This is a genomic window from Brevibacterium sp. CSND-B09 (genome assembly GCF_052906525.1).
Genome location: NZ_JBREGI010000001.1, coordinates 2,222,229 through 2,239,679, shown reverse-complemented (window position 1 = coordinate 2,239,679; position 17,451 = coordinate 2,222,229). Strand labels below are relative to the sequence as shown.

Genomic DNA, 17,451 nt, shown 5'->3' with positions numbered 1-17,451 from the left:
ACGGTGTGAATATGACTGAGCAACATGGATACACCCCGCAGAAGGACGCTCTCGCACGGAGGATGAAGCGGATCGAAGGTCAGGTCCGCGGAATCGGGAAGATGATCGATGAGGACAAGTACTGCATCGACATCCTCACCCAGGTCTCCGCCGCGACAGCCGCGCTGCACGCGGTCTCCATCAACCTCCTCGAAGAGCACATCGCTCACTGCGTGGTCGACGCCGCCTCATCGGGCGACGAAGAAGAAGCGCGGAAGAAGGTCGAGGAGGCATCAGCCGCCATCTCCCGACTCATCAAGAGCTGAGCGGAGGGCCGCGTCCGCCCGATCGGGGTGCGACGACGCCTGAGGCTCTGACATCGGGAAGCACTCACAGCTGATAGGAGAGCACAATGACGACCACCACCATCACCGTTTCGGGAATGACCTGCGGACACTGCGAAGCCGCTGTCCAGGAAGAGCTCGGCGCACTTGCGGGCGTCTCGGACGTCGCCGTCGACCTCAACGCCGGGGGCGATTCCCCGGTCACGATCACCTCGTCGGACGCACTCGACGATGCGGCGATCCGTGCCGCCGTCGATGAGGCCGGCTACGAGGTGAAGTGATGCCTCGCGAGCTCGAGCTCGACATCACAGGCATGACCTGCGCGTCGTGCTCGGCCCGGATCGAGAAGAAGCTCACCCGCCTCGACGGTGTCACGGCGGAGGTCAACCTGCCGCTGGAGACCGCGCATGTGGTCATCGACTCCGAACTCAGCGACGACGACATCACCGACGCCGTCGAGAAGGCCGGCTACGGTGCCACGGTGCGCAGCCCCGGCGCGGGCGGTGCCGGTCCGGAGATCGTCGACTACGACCCCCGCCACCTGCGGCCGCGCTTCGCAGGCGCCCTCATCCTGGCCGTGCCGATCGTCGCGATCTCGATGGTCATGAGCTGGCACTTCACCGGGTGGCACTGGATCGTCGCGATCCTCGCCCTGCCGGTCGTCACCTGGGGTGCGTGGCCGTTCCACTCGGCGGCGTACAAGGCTGCCCGCGGTGGATCGACGACCATGGATACCCTGGTCAGCGTCGGCATCACCGTCGCGAGCCTCTACTCGTACTTCACGCTGGGCCGGGCCGTCGCCGACGGTCACGGCTGGGCGATCCCCACCGAGTACCACGTGTGGTTCGAGGCGGCCGCGGCGATCACGGTGTTCCTGCTCATCGGCAAGCTCACCGAAGACCGGGCGAAGAACCGGGCGACAGCCGCGCTCAAAGCGCTGCTCGACCTCGGCGCGAAGTCCGCGACGGTGCTGCGGGAGGGCACCGCCGCGAACAGTGGGGCCGCTTCGGGCGGGGCTGCTGCGAATGGCGGCCGTGTCGAAGTGCAGGTGCCGATCGATGAGCTGACCGTCGACGATGTCTTCCTCGTCCGCCCCGGCGAGAAGATCGCCACCGACGGCGAGGTGCTCACCGGTCATTCGGCCATCGACGAGGCGATGCTCACCGGCGAATCCGTGCCGGTCGAGGCCGGCCCCGGAGATTCCGTCACCGGAGCCACGATCAACACCTCCGGTGTGCTCGAGGTCCGCGCCACCCGAGTGGGTGCGGATACGACGCTGGCGGCCATGGCCGATCTCGTCTCCCGTGCGCAGAACGGGAAGCCTGCCGTGCAGCGGCTGGCCGATCGGATCTCGGCGGTGTTCGTGCCGATCGTCTTCGGCATCGCCATCCTCACCCTGCTCATCTGGGGCTTCGTCACCGGGGACTGGGCGGCGGGGCTGCATGCGGCGCTCACCGTGCTCATCATCGCCTGCCCCTGTGCCCTGGGTCTGGCCACACCGACGGCTCTCGCAGTCTCGTCGGGGCGCGGATCTCAGCTGGGCATCCTCGTCTCCGGGCCCGAGGCGCTGGAGTCGACGCGGTCGATCGATACGGTCGTCCTCGACAAGACCGGCACCCTGACCACCGGCGTGATGAGCCTGACCGGAACCGAGCTCTCGCCCGCGGACTTCGATGTCCTGTCCCGATTGGAATCGCGCAGCGAACATCCGATCGCCCGCGCCATCGTCGACGCCGCGCCCGAGATCGTCGGGACGGGTTCAGCGGGAGCTGCCGCGACCGAGTCTGTCTCGACCGGGACTGTCCCAACTGAGCCGAGCTCGATGGGATCGGCCGAGGATTCGGCCAGGGCCGCCTCGGCGAGGTCGGTCGAAACCGCGACCGGGTCATCGGTCACGGATTTCGAGAACATCGCCGGCGGCGGACTGCGGGCCACGGTCGACGGCGCCGAGGTGCTCGCCGGCCGTCCGGATCTGCTCCGGGAACGCGGAATCGCGGTCGACTACCCGACCGATTCGATTCCGCGTGGGGCCACGATCGTCGCACTGGCGATCGACGGTCAGTTCCGCGGGTTGAGCTTCGTCTCCGATGAAGCCAAACCGACGGCCAAGGCGGCGATCGACGAACTGCATTCGCTGGGACTGAGCACCGTGCTCCTGACCGGGGACAATGCTCAAGCCGCCGAGGTGGTCGCCGAGGCTCTCGGGATCACCGAGGTCCGCGCGGATGTCCGCCCGGAAGGCAAGGTCTCCGTGGTCAGCGAACTGCAGGGGCAGGGCCGGGCCGTGGCCATGGTGGGCGACGGGGTCAACGACGCCGCCGCACTGGCCGGTGCCGATCTCGGCATTGCCATGGGGTCGGGCACGGACGCGGCGATGGCGGCTTCGGATGTCACCATGGTCAAGTCCGATCCGCAGCAGATCCCGCAGGCGATCCGACTCTCGCGCCGGACCCTGGGGCTCATCAAGGGCAACCTGTTCTGGGCCTTCGCCTACAACACGGCAGCGATCCCGATCGCGGCGTTCGGTCTGCTCGACCCGATGATCGCCGGTGCAGCGATGGCGTTCTCGTCGGTGTTCGTCATCCTCAACAGCCTCCGCCTGCTGCGCTTCAGGTAAGCGCGGCGGGGCGGACCGCGACGGAGCTGCGGCGGGGCCCTCCGGCGACGGAGCTGCGGCGGGCACACGTCGGCCGCACAGCGGTAACCGACAAGCTTCCTCTTCCCGGACTGCGAGCATCCCCCACTGAAAGCGCCATAACGCCCTGCAGGAGCAGGGCGTTATGGCGCTCTTGGTGTCTGATGCCTCAGCAGCTGTAGGAAATGACAGTCACGCGAGGTGGTGCCGCGAGAGGGAAGTCGATCCGGCGCCGCAGTGAACGTCTCAGCGGAGGGCCGGCGCGTCTCTGTGCGTGGCGGGGCGTCTTACCGCATGACCGGGTAGGACTGGTTCTGGTTCTGCGTATCCTTGCGCATCACCCAGTTGAGGTAGCTCGTGAAGCCCGACACCAGCACAAATGCGGCTCCGGCGTAGATGAACGCGTAGCCGAAGGCGCGGCCGTCCTGCCAAGCTCGAGTGACGATGATCGCGAGGACGAGAGTGACGATTCCGCAGACGGCGCCGACTTTGATCGCGTCCTTGTAGGACACCGTGCTGGTGGGCTTGCCGCCTGTGGACTTCTTCTTCGGGGTGTTCGTGGGCGCCATGCCGCTCATTCTACCGGTCCGACCTGAGAGCAGTCCCATCCTGTGGGCGAGATCAAATCTCGGTCGACCCCAACTGGAACTTCGATTCCACCGCCGCCGAGGCGGGCCCCGCCGACCGTCCGTCCCAAGCACCGAGGCGGCCACAAGACGCCTTGAAGCCGGCGGACGACACGACGGCAGGTGGATCCGACGACGGCGCTGAGCCCTCTGCGCCGATGATCAGGTGGACTACAGGCTCGGAACAGGCAAAAATGAGGATGTGCCCGTCACTGTCAGACGCGCCTCCGGGGAGGAGCTGCGCTCATTTCACTCCAGCCAGGCCCCGCCTGGCTGTGAATCATGCGCGGACACCACTGCACCGACGACCACCGCCGCAGGCGTCGCAGCCGTCGGCCCCGGCCCCCTCGATATTCCCCACTCGGCATCCCCCCGTCGCACACTCCGCACCTTCACCGCACTCCTCCTCGCGGCAATCATGACTCTCACCGTCACAGCCTGCGGCCCCGATCGCGGTCTCAAGGTCTCCCCCGAGGGCAACCCCTCCCCCTCTCTCTTCGCCCCCAACACCGAGGCAGCCGGCCAGGCGAACGAACCGTTCTCGCTCGACGAGGTCCGCAAGGCCATCGAATCGTCCTCGGGAATCGCCGTCACCGGCAGCGCCACGGAGACCGCCAAGGTCGTCGCCGACTGCAAGGACTGCCTGAAGTTCGCGTCGCCGTTCCTCAGCGGCAAACAGAAGTTCCAGCTGGTCACGGTGGCCAACCCCAAACAGCGGAATGAGATCATCGCCGGAGCTGTCATCAGCGAACAGAAGGGCGAGCCCCGCCTCGAGCTCATCGCCACGGGCAATCAGCTCAAGGTCAGTCCCGGCAGAAATGGGACACTGGTGGTGCAGGAGGCCATGTTCGCTGACGGGGACAAAGCATGCTGCCCCTCCGGCTGGTCGGTGCAGGTGTTCCGCCTGCACGACGGTAGGTTTGAACCAGGTCAACGCTTCACGCGGCTTAATGGAGAAACGTAATGCACATAGTTCTGGTCGAGGATGACGAGGTCATCCGCGAAACGACGCAGATCGGACTCGAACGCTTCGATTACACGGTCTCGGCCTTTGCCGACGGCCGCGAGGGCTACGAGTTCGTCTCCGCCAACGGCGCCGACGTCCTGCTTCTGGATCTCATGCTGCCGACGATGAACGGCGCGTCCATCTGCCGTGCCGTGCGCGAACGTTCGACGATCCCGATCATCATCATCTCCGCCCGCTCCGATGCCATCGACATCGTCCAGGCGCTCGAGGCCGGAGCCGACGACTACCTCACCAAACCCTTCGACATGCAGGTGCTCAACGCCCGCATCCGCGCGGTCGTCCGCCGATTCATCACCACCGGCACCGACCGGTTCGGCTATTCCCCCGCCCCCGAGGCGGATGAGCATCACGAAACCGTCATCGGTCCCGGCGGCATGGTCACCGGCGACGGCATCCCCGAGGTCCTCGGCGCCAGCCCCGGAATGGACACCCGGGATCGGCTGCGAGCGCAGCTCGAATCCGATGACACCTACCTCGGTGCCGGTGGGAAATTCACCACCGCCCCCGAGACGGATGACGACGAAGAGGCGATCGGCGGCACCGGGGTTCCACCCCGCCCGAGCGGCACGCCCACTGTGGCCCAGGAACCGTCCGGCTCCGACGGCGGGCTGGGTCCGTTCCGCACACGACTGGGATCCCTCGTCCTCGACACCGGCCGGCTGACCGTCGAGGTCGACGGAGAGGAAGTCCACCTCACCCCGACCGAGCTGCGCGTCCTCCTGCTGCTGACCGAGCAGCCCGAACATGTGTACTCCCGGGAGAAGATCGCGTTCACGGTGTGGGGATACGAATGGGCCGGTGACTCCCGCGTCGTCGACGTTCACATCCAGCGCCTGCGGAAGAAGATCGGGGCGAACATGATCGAAACCGTTCGCGGATTCGGTTACCGCTTCGCAGGCTGATCGCATGTCGCTGCGCTGGAAGATCTCTCTGCTCATCGTCGCCTCGGTGATCATCGCCGTGCTGTCGTGCTCGATCGTGTTGCGCCAATCCGCCGCACGAGCCGAGGACGACCGGATGCGTTCGACCGTGACGGAGCAGCTGACGAATGCGACGGCCATCTTCTCCGAAACCGGAGTGCTCACCCTCAATGCCCGCATCGACGATCCGGAGCTGCCCAAGGAAGCGCGCAAGTCCGCGCTCAAGGGCCAGAGTGTGACGATCCGGTCCGAGGTCGACGGTGAGGAGATCGTGTGGGCCGCCGCCCCGATCGAGGTCGGTTCGCACACCCAGGTGATCTCCGTGCGCGCCTCGACGAAGGACAGCCAAGAGCTCATCGGCCGCATCGACCAAGCACTGCTGGTGGGCATGATCGGCTCCGCCCTCGTTGTCGGCGGTGTGGGATCGATCGTCGCCGGCCGCATCTCCCGCAGGCTCACCCTCGGCGCTCAGGCTGCCAGGAAGATCGCCGCCGGGGACACGACGACGCGCATCGCCGATGTCATCGACGAATCCGATCAGGAGGTGTGGGCCTTCGCCACTGCCGTCGACACCGCGGTGGCCCGACTGACCGAACGCATCGACTCCGAGCAGCGCTTCACCGCCGACCTCGCGCACGAGATGCGCACCCCGCTGACCGGTCTGGTCAACGCCGCCAACCTGCTCGAAGAGGATTCCCGCCCGGCCGAACTCGTCAAGGACCGGGTCGTGCGCATGCAGGTCCTCGTCGAAGATCTCCTCGAGGTCTCCCGCCTCGACGCCGGCCGCGCCAACCCGGAGTTCACCCGCGTCGACGTCGATCAGGCGATCCGGTCCCTGCTGGGCACGATGGAAGCCTCGGGTGCCCTCGCCGGTCATCAGATCGACACCCATCTGGCGGCGCTGAATTCGACGCTGGTCACCGATGTCCGCCGTTTCGAGCGCATCGTCTCGAACCTGCTCGTCAACGCGATCAAACACGGTGGAGATCCCATCCGCCTGGAGACGAGCACGCGCAGCATCGTCGTCACCGACTCCGGCTCCGGCTACCCACCGGACATCGTCAACACCGGCCCGACCCGTTTCGTCTCCGCCGGCGGCGGCGGAATGGGCCTCGGTCTCGTCATCGCTCAGGGGCAGGCTCGGCTGCTCGGCATCACGCTGATCTTCAGTAACGACCCCGTAACGGGCGGCGCGCGAACCGAGGTGATCTTCCCTGACGAGGAGGCCCAGGATCGCGCGCTCCGGGAGTACATCGAGAGCCGATCCGAATGATTTCGCCGAGGCGGCCCCTCAACTCTGTTCAGGGCGCTGACCTGGTCTGATGCCCGGACTCCGAGGTTTCGCTGGACCCAGCCTGGACAACGGCTGACCGACCGCGAGTGCAACTCGTCACCAAAATATGACAGGTTCTATATATTCCCGTTACACTTTTGTGATGTTGTATTGAAGTCGTCGAAACCTCGGCGGTCTTCGACGAGTCACAGTCACACGGAGAGTTATGTCAGAGTCATCATCGACCACAGAACCAACGGTGCGTCGACGGGATCTGCGCAGGCGTCGCTCATCGTCCCCGTTCTCACGCGCACGCACCTCGTCGCGCAGCACCGGGGCACCGACCGCGCCTGCATCCACTGACTCTTCTGCCGAGTCCCTGTCGCCCAGGCGCGCAGCAATGGCCGACGAGGCGCGGGCCGCTCAGGCGTCTCCGCGTCGTGCCGCAATGGCGCGTGAAGCAGCCGCGGTCCCCACGACCTTCGGCTCACCGTCCGCCTCGTCTGCCCGTCGGGTCAGCGCAGGAGCCGCCGAGAGCCGCGGGTCCGATGGTGCGCTGCTCAAGTCCGTGCGAAAGAAGAAAGTGCGGACCGTCTCGACTCTGGCAGCCGTCTCAGTGGCGGGTGCCGCCACTGCCGTGACCATGCTGGTCAACAACCTCAGCGGAGGTGCCGAGGTCAAGACCGACCCGACCGCTGCCGGTGAGCCCGCCGCCATCAATGCTGAGAAGGTCAACGCCGACGTCCCGGAATTCAAGGGAAAGTCATCGATGGAGATCGGCGTGCCGAGCGCCAAGCAGAAGAAGGTCGAAGCCGCGTCCCGCGCTGTTGAGAAGAGCGCCCTGCCCGGCTGCGATGCGAAGCAGAACTTCGACCAGTCCGCCGGCAACGGCGAACTGCCCGACGAGTGGCTGTGCGATCTCGGCAAGGAAGACCACAGACTCCGCGCCGACGCCGCTGTCTCCTTCGCGAAGATGAATGCCGCGTACAAGAAGGACACCGGCAAGGAGCTCGAGATCACGGACTCCTACCGCGACATGGCCGGACAGCTCTCGGTCGCCGGCCGGAAGCCGGGGCTGGCCGCCAAGCCGGGCACCTCACTGCATGGTTGGGGAATCGCACTCGACCTCGGCGGCGGAGTCGCCAACAAGACCGGAGCCTGGAACTGGCTCGTCGAGCACGGAGACGAATACGGCTGGGAGAACCCCGACTGGGCCAAGGCGAGCATGTACGAGCCGTGGCACTGGGAATACACTCCCGCCCGCGACTCGATTCCCGGCAAGTGACCGATCAGCTGCGCAGCGCCCGTCCGTAGCGCCGGCGGCAGATGATCTGAGCGGGCCGGACGAACGGTTCGCCGAGTCTCCAGATGCCCAGCCCCGCCCGCGAGACCGATCGCAGGACGAGGAAGACCCTGTCATCGGCGGTGCGGATGAGGATGAATGACTCCTCTCCGGTGATCGGATGTCCCGGCTTCGTGCCATAGGTGAAGCCGCATCGGTCCTCCTCTTCGAAGACGTCGATGACTTGTGAAGGCTCAGGCAGGCGGAAGGGCCCGAGGCGCACGCGGATCGTCGGCTCCTGGCCCGGCTCCACTCGAGGCTGCAGGCCAGAACCCACTCCATCCGCGCGAGCGTCGACATCGGCCGTCGACTCCGCTCCAGCCGCTCGACTGACCGTGTCCGCACTTCCGACGAGGACGTCGCCGACGTCCACCTCGATGTCGAAGCCGCTGCGGATCTTGACCTCCCAGTGCAGTAGCTCCTCGGCGCAGCGCTCGAACGTGTCCGTCCCGTGGCCGACGAAGTACGCGGATTCGAAGTGACGGTAGCCGTCGGGACGTTCCAGCCACCTCGGCGAGAGGGGATGCGTCAGCGTCTCCGGGCGCTCCTGTGATTGTTCGGCCATGCCTCCAACCTAACGGACTTGAACCGTCAACCTAACGGACTCGGACCGTCAGCCTAACGGACTCGATCCGTGGGACTCACAGTCCGGACGGCTGTGTGGCGTCAACCGGACGGCCACGTATGATGCCAAGAACAGCGGACCTCAATCGAATGTCCGCTCAGCATCTGAGCCAGGATCAAAGGAGAACCACGTGCGCACAATCAACGGCATCGACGAGATCGAATCGCTCATCGGCCAGGGGCTCGGCTCCTCCGAGTGGATGACGATGGATCAGGACGCCATCAACACCTTCGCCGACGTCACCGGCGACCACCAGTGGATCCACGTCGACGAAGCTCGCGCGGCCGAGGGGCCTTACGGCGCGACGATCGTCCACGGATTCTTCACCCTCTCCCTCATCCCGAAGTTCTCCACGGAGGTCTTCACGATCGAAGGCGTGTCGATCCGCGTCAACTACGGGCTCAACAAGGTCCGCTTCCTCCAGCCCGTCGTCGTCGGCTCCCGACTGCGCGGAACCATCAGCGTCAAGGACGTCATCCGCGGCGACAAGGGCACGCAGGTCATCCTCGAACACACGATCGAGATCGACGGCCAGGATCGCCCCGCCTGCGTCGCCGAGGTGGTCACCCTCCTCGTTGAGTGAGCTGAGCGCGACAGGACAGCTGGCACCACTGAGCGTCCGCCGTCTGACGGCAGGATAAGTGTGCGCAGATTGCCCATTTCCAGCTGGCGGTTTCTAGGTTCTAGTGCAACACCCGGTCTGACCAGCACTATCAGACCGGGTGTTTCCACTGAACGAAGGAACACCCCCATGACCACGCACTACAGACGTCCACGGCTGCCCTTCCACGTCCTCGACGAACTCTTCTGGCTCCTCCTCGAAGGCAGACCACGATCAGCGATCGCTGACCACCTCGGCATCAACCTCAACACCGTCACCCGGTGGGCGCGGCGACTCGGCCTGCCCAAAGGCAGGACCGGCAGAATACTGTCCATGCCGACCACCATCGTTGCTGCCCCGGCACCACCACGACCACCTGCCTACCGCCACCTGACGATCGCCGACCGAATGACGATCCAGGCTGGCCTGCAATCAGATCCGCCATTGTCGATGAGAACCATCGCGACTCAACTCGGTGTTGCTCCGTCAACCGTGTCCCGAGAGATCCGCCGCAACCGACTCATCCAATACGACAGAATCAGCCCACACCCGGTCTACAGTGCCGCCGGCGCCCACGGCCGCACCTATGCCCGACAGGCACGCAAGAAACACCGTCGCACACGTCTCGAGGATCCGTGGCTGCGGGCTCACGTGATCAACGGGCTCAACGACAAGTGCTCGCCCGAACAGGTCGCCGGTAGGCTTCGGCGTGACTACCCTGACCGGAAGGACCTGCACGTGAGCCACGAAACGGTCTACCAAGCTCTCTACGTCCAAGGACGCGGATCCCTGCGTCACGAGCTGGCCGTGGTCAAAGCCCTCCGATCGGGACAGACGGGAAGGAAGCCACAGTCGAAGCTGCCGCGTCGGTCCAACCGTCCCTGGCTCGATGGTGCCTTGTTGACCGACCGTCCCTCACAAGCTGCCGACCGCACTGTTCCTGGCCACTGGGAGGGTGATCTCGTCGTCGATTCCCACGCCGGTGGCCTGGTGACCGTCTTCGAACGCCGGTCCCGGTTCTCCTTGATCCGGAAACTGCCGAACAACCGCGAATCGGTCACCGTCACCGGACTAGTCCAGGACATGATCGCTTCCCTGCCGGAAGCGTTGTTCTCGACTCTCACGTGGGACCAGGGTCAGGAGATGGCTGAGCATCTGCGGATCACTGTCGCCACCGATTGCCAGGTGTACTTCTGCGACCCGCACTCACCCTGGCAACGACCGACGAATGAGAACTCCAACGGTCTCGTTCGGGACTACTACCCGAAGGGCACGGTCTTCGATGAGTCGGTTACTGACGAGGAGATCCAGGCGATGCAGGATCAGCTCAACCGCAGGCCGCGGAAGGTCCTCGGGTTCGCGACCCCGGCCGAGGTCCTGGCTGATCTGTTGCATGAGCAGGTAGCCTGAGACCAGCCCACTGTTGCACTAGAACACTGAGCCCACCGCTCGGAGTTGGCAATCTGCGCACACTTATCGCGCGGACAGGGTCCGCCGCGGCAGGCAGCATTGCCTCAGCTCGGGCGGTGGGCGTCGAGCTGTTGGGCGACGCGGATGTAGCCGAGGTGTGAGTACGCCTGCGGGTGGTTGCCCAGGTGCATCTCGGCAACGGGGTCGTATTCCTCTGACAGCAGCCCGGTGGGCCCGAGCAAGTTGTCGACCTGCCGGAACAGATCCCAGGCGTCGTCGATGCGACCGACCTTGATGAAGGCTTCGATGAGCCAGGTCGTACAGATGTGGAATCCGCCCTCGAGCCCGGGCAGCCCGTCATCGTAGCGATAGCGGAACACCGTCGGGCCGACCCGCAGCTCACGCTCGATCGCGTCGACGGTGGACACGAATCGCGGATCGTCGGCGTCGAGCAGTCCCGAGAGCCCGACGAACAGTGCCGCCGAGTCCAAATCCGTCTCACCGTAGGCGACGGTGAATGCGCCAACTTCCTCGTTAAAGCCATGCGTGAGCACGTCGTGGGCGATCTCCTCGCGCAGTTGCCGCCACGCACCGGGCGGCTCACGATCGAACCGGTCCGCAATCCGCAGCGCCCGATCGACCGTCACCCAGCACATCACGCGCGTGTACACGTTGTGCTTCGGCGGACGCCTGGCTTCCCAGATCCCGTGATCGGCCTCGAACCACCGTTTGCCCACGGCCTCGACCATCTGACAGGTGAGCGTCCAATAATCCTCGGGCAACTCGCCGAGGTGGTCGCTGAGTTCGTCGAGGAGCTCCGTGACCGGGCCGAACACGTCGAGTTGGACCTGATGTTCGGCGGCGTTGCCGACCCGCACCGGCCGTGATCCGGCGTATCCGGGCAGGTGGTTGAGCACCGCCTCGGTGGTCAGGGCCGAGCCGTCGACGGCGTAGAGCGGATGCAGCTGTTCGGGTGAGACCGTGCGCTCGAGCACCCCCGACAGCCAGGAGAGGAATCCTTCGGCCTCACCGGTGGAACCGAGGGCGAGCAGGGCGCGGACGGTCATCGATCCGTCGCGCAGCCATGTATAGCGGTAGTCCCAGTTGCGGACGCCGCCGATGCCCTCGGGCAGGGAGGTCGTGGGGGCGGCGAGGACTCCGCCGGTGGGTTCGTGGCACAGAGCGCGCAGGGTGATCGCGGAGCGGATGACCTCTTCGCGGTGGTGACCGGGCAGAGTCAGTGATTCGACCCAGTTCGTCCAGAAGTTCAGGGCGCGTTCGCGCACATGATGCTCGCCGCCTGTGGCCATGTATCCGGCGTCGCCCGTGCCCGTCCCGCAGGCGAGGACGAGGACGACGGATCCGCCGGGCTGCTGCGAGGGGACGACGGTCGCCTCGGCGGTGTGGGAGTCGCCGTTCTCGACGATGTCGAAGTCGATTCCGGGGGCGTGGAGTTCGATCGGCTCGGCGGTGCCGAGCACCGCCACACCATCATCGGACCGGGTCATGCGGGTGGGAACCGTGGCGTAGTCGAGCCTGGGTGCGAAGCGGATGCGGGTCGGGGTGTCGCCGGTGAGCACGCGGACGACGATCGTGTCATCGCTGTGCCCGTCGACGGGAGCGAGGTAGTCGACACAGCTCAGTCCGGCCCACCGGGTCTCGAGCAGGGTCGAGTTCCCGAGGTAGCGCTGGGTCAGCGGGGCGGCCCCATTGGCCGGTGCCACGGCGAAGAATCCTGCCGCCTCGGAGCCGAGGATCTCGGAGAACATCGACGCCGAATGCGGCAGCGGGTGCGGCATCCAGCAGATGCTGCCGGTGGGGTCGATGAGCGCGGTCGACTGTCCGTTGCCGATGAGGCTGTGCCGCTGGATCGGGGTGGCGCGGCGGCCGAAGAGCCAGGACTTGCGCAGCTCGAACAGGGCACTGAGGACGGTGGAGACCTCGGCCGGTGAGTCCAGCCGGAAGTCGGCGTGAGTTGATGCGGTCTGAGTTCCGACCTTGAGCCCGAGGTCATCGGCGCCGAGGGTTTCGAGAGCGAACTCATCGGCGGTGTCATCGCCGATGAAGACGACGGCTTCCGCCCCTGTCTGGTTGCGCAGACGGGTCAGCGCGTCGGCCTTCGACGACGGTACGACGGACAGGTCGATGACCTGCTTGCCGCGGGTGGGGTGGATCGGGTGGGCGTCGGCGAGCTTCTCGACGGCGGCTTCGATCTCCCGCCGGTCGGTCTCGTCGAGTCCGCGCAGGTGCACGGCCGCGCCGGTGGTCTTGTGCTCGATGACGTCGCGCGGCAGGGCGCGTGTGAGGTCGGCGCGGAGGTCGGCGAGGACCGCCCGCTGCTCTTCGGTGAGCGTGTCGATGGTGAATGTGTCGGTCTCACCGCCGTGGGACCCGAAGAGGTGGACCTCCCGGGGCAGGCGGGACATCGCCGCGAGGTCGCGCAGACTGCGACCGGAGATCACCCCCGCCGAGGTGGACGGCAGCAAGGCGAGCGCGCGCAGTGAGTCGACCGAGCTCTCCAAGGGAAAGGCTTGGCTGGGGATGTCGACGATGGGGGCGATCGTCCCGTCGTAGTCGGTGGCCACCAGCAGGGATGGGGAACGGGAGAGCGCGAAGAGGCGCCGGAAGAGGACGGGGTCGAGTGCTCGGCTGGCTTCGGCAAGGTCGCCCAATAACTCGGAGGACCTCACCGAGGCGGCGATGGTGGCCAATCGGGATTCGGTTGCGCTCTCGTGCTCGACAGTGCTCATCTCACCTCGGGTGTCTCGGTTGGCTCGGGTGCCGGTCAGGGCTCTTTCTTCACTGGGGTATCGCTGTCCGGATCGTCCGGATCACCGGAATCGGCCGAGTCGGCGGCCTCGGTCGTGCGATCGGCTTCGCCGGCGGCATCGGCTGGGTTCGACGTGTCCGCGGCATCGGACGGGTTCGCATCGTCGGCGGCGTCAGCGGCGCCCGAGGGGGCAGCGTCGGTGGGGTCGGCCGCCTCGGCGGGGGAGTCGATCTGTTCGGGCAGGGCACCGAGCTTGGCCAGCTGACGGCCCTTGCTCAGGCGGGAGTAGCCGCCGATGATGAAGATCACGCCGGCGATGAGGGTCGCCGCTCCCGTGAAGCCGAGGATCGACAGGGCCTCCATGCCGTCGCCGAAGACGAGGATGATGCCGAGCAGGACGTGGACTCCGGAGGCGATGAGGAAATCCGAGGCCATGGGCTGGGACCGCAGCTGCCGGTAGGCCCAGAATTCGAGGGCGCCGTGCAGCAGGGCCCAGATGCTCAGGGCCGCGCGCAGTTCGGCGGGCTGGTCGGCGAGGAAGAGGAAGACGATGGCCGGGATCGCGATGACGGCCTGTCCGAAGATCGCGGTGCGCACGTTCAACGGCGAGCGCACGGCCTGGAAGACCAGGGCCAGGGCAAAGAGGATGAGGTAGCCGATCGCGAGGTGGTCGACAACGTCGGTCGGCAGGCTCAGCTGCAGCGGATTGCTCGAATCGCGGGGCCAGAAGACGGTGACGATGCCGAAGGCGACGCCGAGGATTCCGCGTACGACCATGGGCCAGCCGAGTCGACTCGCTGCGGCAATGGCCTGCGGGGCGGCTTCGTTACGCGGGGCTGTGGATTCGGTGCGCGGATCTTCGGTACTCATCACGGCACCAGTCTAGGTCGCCTGCCTGAGTCTGTCCGATCAGCGTCGGTTCAGGGTCGAGTGAGAGCCGCCTCTTCGCTCTGCATGCATTTACGTAATTACGTATTTCCTGTATTGTCCAAGCATGGAACCAACACCGTCGGCAGAAGATCGCCTCTCCGCTCTCGAACAGCGAGTCGCCGAGCTCGAGGCTGCAGCCGCAGAACCCTCTGCATCGCAGGAGCCCGGCGCGACTCAGCAGAAGGCGGACGGAACGTCGTCGATCAGAGCGGAATCACCGGTGCCATCCGGTTGCCCGGAATCGTCAGTCCAACCCGCCGCCGGGAACTCAGCCCTGCCGGGCGACACCGAGTCGTTCTGGGCGCTGCACGGGCTCGTCGACCACCTCGGCGAGGAGGGCGGAGTGACCTACACCGGGTACACGACTCCCCCGGGCGGCAGCGGTCCCGTGGCGTGGCAGATGGGTCTGAGCAGCGCAGGGCTGGCGCAGATCGATTTCGCCGAGGCGGCCGGATCCTTGGCAGCGCTCGGTCACCCGGTCCGCCTGCAGCTGCTCCAAGCGATCTATGAGGGCACGAGCACGGTGGCCGAACTGGGCAAGGACGAACGGTTCGGCACGTCCGGGCAGATCTATCACCATGTGCATGCCCTCGCCGGCGCCGGCTGGTTAGAGAGCGCCCGCCGCGGGCACTGGCGCGTGCCCGCTCAGCGAGTCGTTCCGCTGCTCACCCTCGTCCTCATCGGAACGCACTGACAGAACCTCTCACCGGCGGGCCGCTCGCCCACCGCGCGACCCGGACCCGACCATCACCCATTCCACCCCTGCTGACCAGGAGGAACGATGACTGACTCCGATCTCAACCGCACATCTGCGGCTGCGGGACGGCCGCCTCGGCGAGTGTTGATTGCCGTGATCGCGGCAACCGTCACAGCCGCCGTGCTCGCGGCGATCACCCCGTGGCCGCGCGGCTTCCAAGGCACGCCGACAGGGGACGCCGAGCTCATGACCGAACTCGGGGACGCGCTCGGCAGCCAGCATTGGCAGCATGTGGCCGCGGCCCACATCGACGGAGACGAAGTGACCTTCGCGGGCACCGGAGCCGATGAGCACACCGAGTTCGAGATCGGCTCAATCACGAAGACGTTCACGGCCGCCCTCTTCGCCGAGGCGATCGACCGGGGCGAGGTGAAGGCGGACACCCGCCTCGGCGAGGTCTGGCCGAACCTGGAGGGGAAGGTCGCCGAGGTGACGCTCGAGTCGATTGCGATGCAGCGGTCGGGGCTGCCCTCCCAGGAACCCGCTCCGAGCTTCAGCGACGGGGTGATGAGCGTGCTGTCGAACTACCTGCACACCGACCCGTACCGCGGGGACGCCGGGGACATCGTGGCTAGCCTCAACGACGTGGAGGTGGGCGAGCCGGAACCCGAGTATTCGAACTACGGGTTCGCCGTCCTCGGCCAGGCCCTCGCCGAGGCGGCCGGGCGGGACTATTCCGAGCTCGTTCGCGACCGCCTCACCGAACCCTTGGGGATGAATGAGACGTTCGTTCCCGACTCCGCTGACGGCCTGTCCCATGGGTTCACGGCATCGGGGCTGCCGGCCGCTCCGTGGACTCTCGGCGGCTCGGCATCTGCTGGCGCGATTCGATCGACGACCCATGACCTGTCGATCTGGCTGCGAGCTGTGAGCGACGGAACCGCGCCCGGCGCCGAGGCGGCCGAACCTCGAGCCGACTTCGAGGACGACCGCATCGGCTGGGCGTGGTTCACGACGACGCACGACGGCTCGACCATCACCTGGCACAACGGCGGCACCGGCGGCTACCGGTCTTTCCTCGGATTCGACAGGGAGAGCGGTGGCGGCATCATCGTCCTGAACGACTCAGCCAACGACGTCGACGAGGCCGCGAGTCTTGTCTCGACGAAAGGAGTACGCTCATGAGTCCCGAACTCGTCTCAGCAGTGATCGGAGCCCTCATCGTGGCCTGGGGCGCATTCACAGCGTGGCGGGCGCCCCGCGCGACGTCCCGGATCGGACTGCTCTCGGGGATGGTCACGGCGGTCGTATTCGTGCTGCTCATCCGCCTCATCACACCGTTCGGAGGCTGGGAGAGCTGGTTCATCTACGTCTGGCTGACCGGAATGCTCGTCATCGTCGTCTCCGTCTTCCGGGCCGCGCTCGTCTGGGCGGACCTGCCGTGGCGATCCGACGATCCGAAGGCACGCCGGAACGAAGCGAGCGGGCTCGGCTTCTCCGCCCTGCTCGCGCTCTTCATCGCCGGCGCCCTCGTCCTCCCCGGGCTCTTCCTCTGACGGAGAGTGCCCGGCTCCGCGAACGGCCGACCACGGCGGCCTACGTAGGCCGGCGGCGGCCCGAGTCGGTCTCTACGTGCCCTACTGCCCCTTGACGGTCAGTGTGCCGCCGCTTTCGGAGACCTCATACTTCGGCAGCGGTTCCTCGGCCGGACCGGAGATCACCTCTCCGGTTGTCACCGAGAAGTTCGAGGAATGGCACGGGCAGATGATGGCCTCCTCGGTGATGCGAGTGACCTGGCAGCCCTGGTGGGTGCACACCGATGAGAACGCGAAGAACTCGCCTTCCTTCGGCTGAGTGATCACGTAGGTGTCCTCGATGACGGTGCCGGAACCGACAGGAACGTCGGAGGCCGGCAAGCTCGAGTCCTTCGTCGGCTCCGCATCCTCGTCGGACGAACACGCCGAGGTGGCCGCCACGGAACCGCCGATGACCGCCACCGTTCCGGCCACGCCCGCTGTCTTCATCACACGACGTCGGGTCGGATCCGCCGGTGCGGTCGGGTCGGTGTCGGCTGGGCTGTTCGGGGTCGTCGTCATCGGAATCTGCTCCTTCTCGCGGGTGCGCACAATCCGCCATGTGCTCACGCAGGCATGGGCTTTTCAGTTCCAGCGTACAATCGCAGTCGGTTCACCGCCTGCAGGCACCTGTCAGGATCGAAGGGCGCCGGACCGGTCCTCGGACGATCGGGGCAACGGGTGCGGTGGGCCGCCTC

The 17,451-nt window shown here is 66.4% G+C and carries 17 protein-coding genes; 12 read left to right on the top strand and 5 right to left on the bottom strand.

What is annotated here, in order from left to right; all coding sequences use genetic code 11:
• Positions 1 to 11: 11 nt before the first annotated feature.
• The 3 genes from ACU4IU_RS10065 (at position 12) to ACU4IU_RS10055 (ending at position 2,940) form a co-directional block, all read left to right on the top strand.
• On the top strand, positions 12 to 305 hold the full coding sequence (locus tag ACU4IU_RS10065) for a metal-sensitive transcriptional regulator (RefSeq protein ID WP_446656627.1): 294 nt from the start codon (positions 12 to 14) through the stop codon (positions 303 to 305).
• Positions 306 to 391: 86 nt separating this feature from the next.
• Positions 392 to 604: a heavy-metal-associated domain-containing protein gene (locus tag ACU4IU_RS10060; protein WP_446656626.1), complete on the top strand. Its 213-nt coding sequence runs from the start codon at positions 392 to 394 to the stop codon at positions 602 to 604.
• Entirely contained in the window at positions 604 to 2,940 is a 2,337-nt protein-coding gene (locus tag ACU4IU_RS10055) for a heavy metal translocating P-type ATPase (protein WP_446656625.1), read from the top strand. Before ACU4IU_RS10060 ends, ACU4IU_RS10055 begins: the two co-directional genes overlap by 1 nt.
• 305 nt (positions 2,941 to 3,245) lie before the next feature.
• On the opposite strand, the gene ACU4IU_RS10050 is transcribed toward ACU4IU_RS10055, so the two are convergent.
• Entirely contained in the window at positions 3,246 to 3,527 is a 282-nt protein-coding gene (locus ACU4IU_RS10050; RefSeq protein WP_139467472.1) for a hypothetical protein, read from the bottom strand.
• Between the two features lie 475 nt (positions 3,528 to 4,002).
• On the opposite strand from ACU4IU_RS10050, the gene ACU4IU_RS10045 reads away from it, so the two are divergent.
• The 4 genes from ACU4IU_RS10045 (at position 4,003) to ACU4IU_RS10030 (ending at position 8,089) form a co-directional block, all read left to right on the top strand.
• Positions 4,003 to 4,548 carry a hypothetical protein gene (locus tag ACU4IU_RS10045; RefSeq protein ID WP_139467854.1) on the top strand — a complete coding sequence of 182 codons (546 nt, stop codon included), beginning with the start codon at positions 4,003 to 4,005 and terminating at the stop codon, positions 4,546 to 4,548.
• Complete coding sequence (locus tag ACU4IU_RS10040; protein WP_139909354.1) at positions 4,548 to 5,513, top strand: response regulator transcription factor; 966 nt, start codon at positions 4,548 to 4,550, stop codon at positions 5,511 to 5,513. The genes ACU4IU_RS10045 and ACU4IU_RS10040 overlap by 1 nt, the downstream gene beginning before the upstream one ends.
• A gap of 4 nt (positions 5,514 to 5,517) precedes the next feature.
• Positions 5,518 to 6,804 (top strand): sensor histidine kinase, encoded by a 1,287-nt coding sequence (locus tag ACU4IU_RS10035; protein ID WP_139467474.1) that lies wholly within the window; start codon positions 5,518 to 5,520, stop codon positions 6,802 to 6,804.
• A 400-nt stretch (positions 6,805 to 7,204) separates the two neighbouring features.
• Entirely contained in the window at positions 7,205 to 8,089 is an 885-nt protein-coding gene (locus tag ACU4IU_RS10030) for a M15 family metallopeptidase (RefSeq protein WP_248283856.1), read from the top strand.
• 4 nt (positions 8,090 to 8,093) lie between these two features.
• Here ACU4IU_RS10030 and ACU4IU_RS10025 read toward each other — a convergent pair whose 3' ends face one another.
• On the bottom strand, positions 8,094 to 8,711 hold the full coding sequence (locus tag ACU4IU_RS10025; protein ID WP_446656624.1) for a DUF1990 family protein: 618 nt from the start codon (positions 8,709 to 8,711) through the stop codon (positions 8,094 to 8,096).
• Positions 8,712 to 8,901: 190 nt separating this feature from the next.
• Here ACU4IU_RS10025 and ACU4IU_RS10020 point away from each other — a divergent pair, with 190 nt between their 5' ends.
• Together ACU4IU_RS10020 and ACU4IU_RS10015 are read left to right on the top strand one after the other, a co-directional pair.
• Positions 8,902 to 9,354, top strand: a complete 453-nt coding sequence (locus ACU4IU_RS10020) for a MaoC family dehydratase (RefSeq protein WP_446656623.1) — start codon at positions 8,902 to 8,904, stop codon at positions 9,352 to 9,354.
• Positions 9,355 to 9,522: 168 nt separating this feature from the next.
• On the top strand, positions 9,523 to 10,782 hold the full coding sequence (locus ACU4IU_RS10015; RefSeq protein ID WP_139470450.1) for an IS30 family transposase: 1,260 nt from the start codon (positions 9,523 to 9,525) through the stop codon (positions 10,780 to 10,782).
• 104 nt (positions 10,783 to 10,886) lie between these two features.
• On the opposite strand, the gene otsB is transcribed toward ACU4IU_RS10015, so the two are convergent.
• Both otsB and ACU4IU_RS10005 read right to left on the bottom strand, forming a co-directional pair.
• Complete coding sequence (gene otsB / locus ACU4IU_RS10010) at positions 10,887 to 13,532, bottom strand: trehalose-phosphatase (RefSeq protein WP_446656622.1); 2,646 nt, start codon at positions 13,530 to 13,532, stop codon at positions 10,887 to 10,889.
• Positions 13,533 to 13,567: 35 nt separating this feature from the next.
• Positions 13,568 to 14,422 carry an HdeD family acid-resistance protein gene (locus ACU4IU_RS10005; protein ID WP_446657590.1) on the bottom strand — a complete coding sequence of 285 codons (855 nt, stop codon included), beginning with the start codon at positions 14,420 to 14,422 and terminating at the stop codon, positions 13,568 to 13,570.
• 124 nt (positions 14,423 to 14,546) lie between these two features.
• On the opposite strand from ACU4IU_RS10005, the gene ACU4IU_RS10000 reads away from it, so the two are divergent.
• The 3 genes from ACU4IU_RS10000 (at position 14,547) to ACU4IU_RS09990 (ending at position 16,735) form a co-directional block, all read left to right on the top strand.
• Positions 14,547 to 15,176, top strand: a complete 630-nt coding sequence (locus tag ACU4IU_RS10000) for an ArsR/SmtB family transcription factor (protein WP_446656621.1) — start codon at positions 14,547 to 14,549, stop codon at positions 15,174 to 15,176.
• 87 nt (positions 15,177 to 15,263) lie between these two features.
• On the top strand, positions 15,264 to 16,364 hold the full coding sequence (locus ACU4IU_RS09995; protein WP_446656620.1) for a serine hydrolase domain-containing protein: 1,101 nt from the start codon (positions 15,264 to 15,266) through the stop codon (positions 16,362 to 16,364).
• Positions 16,361 to 16,735, top strand: a complete 375-nt coding sequence (locus tag ACU4IU_RS09990; protein WP_446656619.1) for a hypothetical protein — start codon at positions 16,361 to 16,363, stop codon at positions 16,733 to 16,735. The genes ACU4IU_RS09995 and ACU4IU_RS09990 overlap by 4 nt, the downstream gene beginning before the upstream one ends.
• 81 nt (positions 16,736 to 16,816) lie before the next feature.
• Here ACU4IU_RS09990 and ACU4IU_RS09985 read toward each other — a convergent pair whose 3' ends face one another.
• Positions 16,817 to 17,275, bottom strand: coding sequence for a Rieske (2Fe-2S) protein (locus ACU4IU_RS09985; RefSeq protein WP_139467482.1), 459 nt, complete (start codon positions 17,273 to 17,275; stop codon positions 16,817 to 16,819).
• Positions 17,276 to 17,451: the final 176 nt, after the last annotated feature.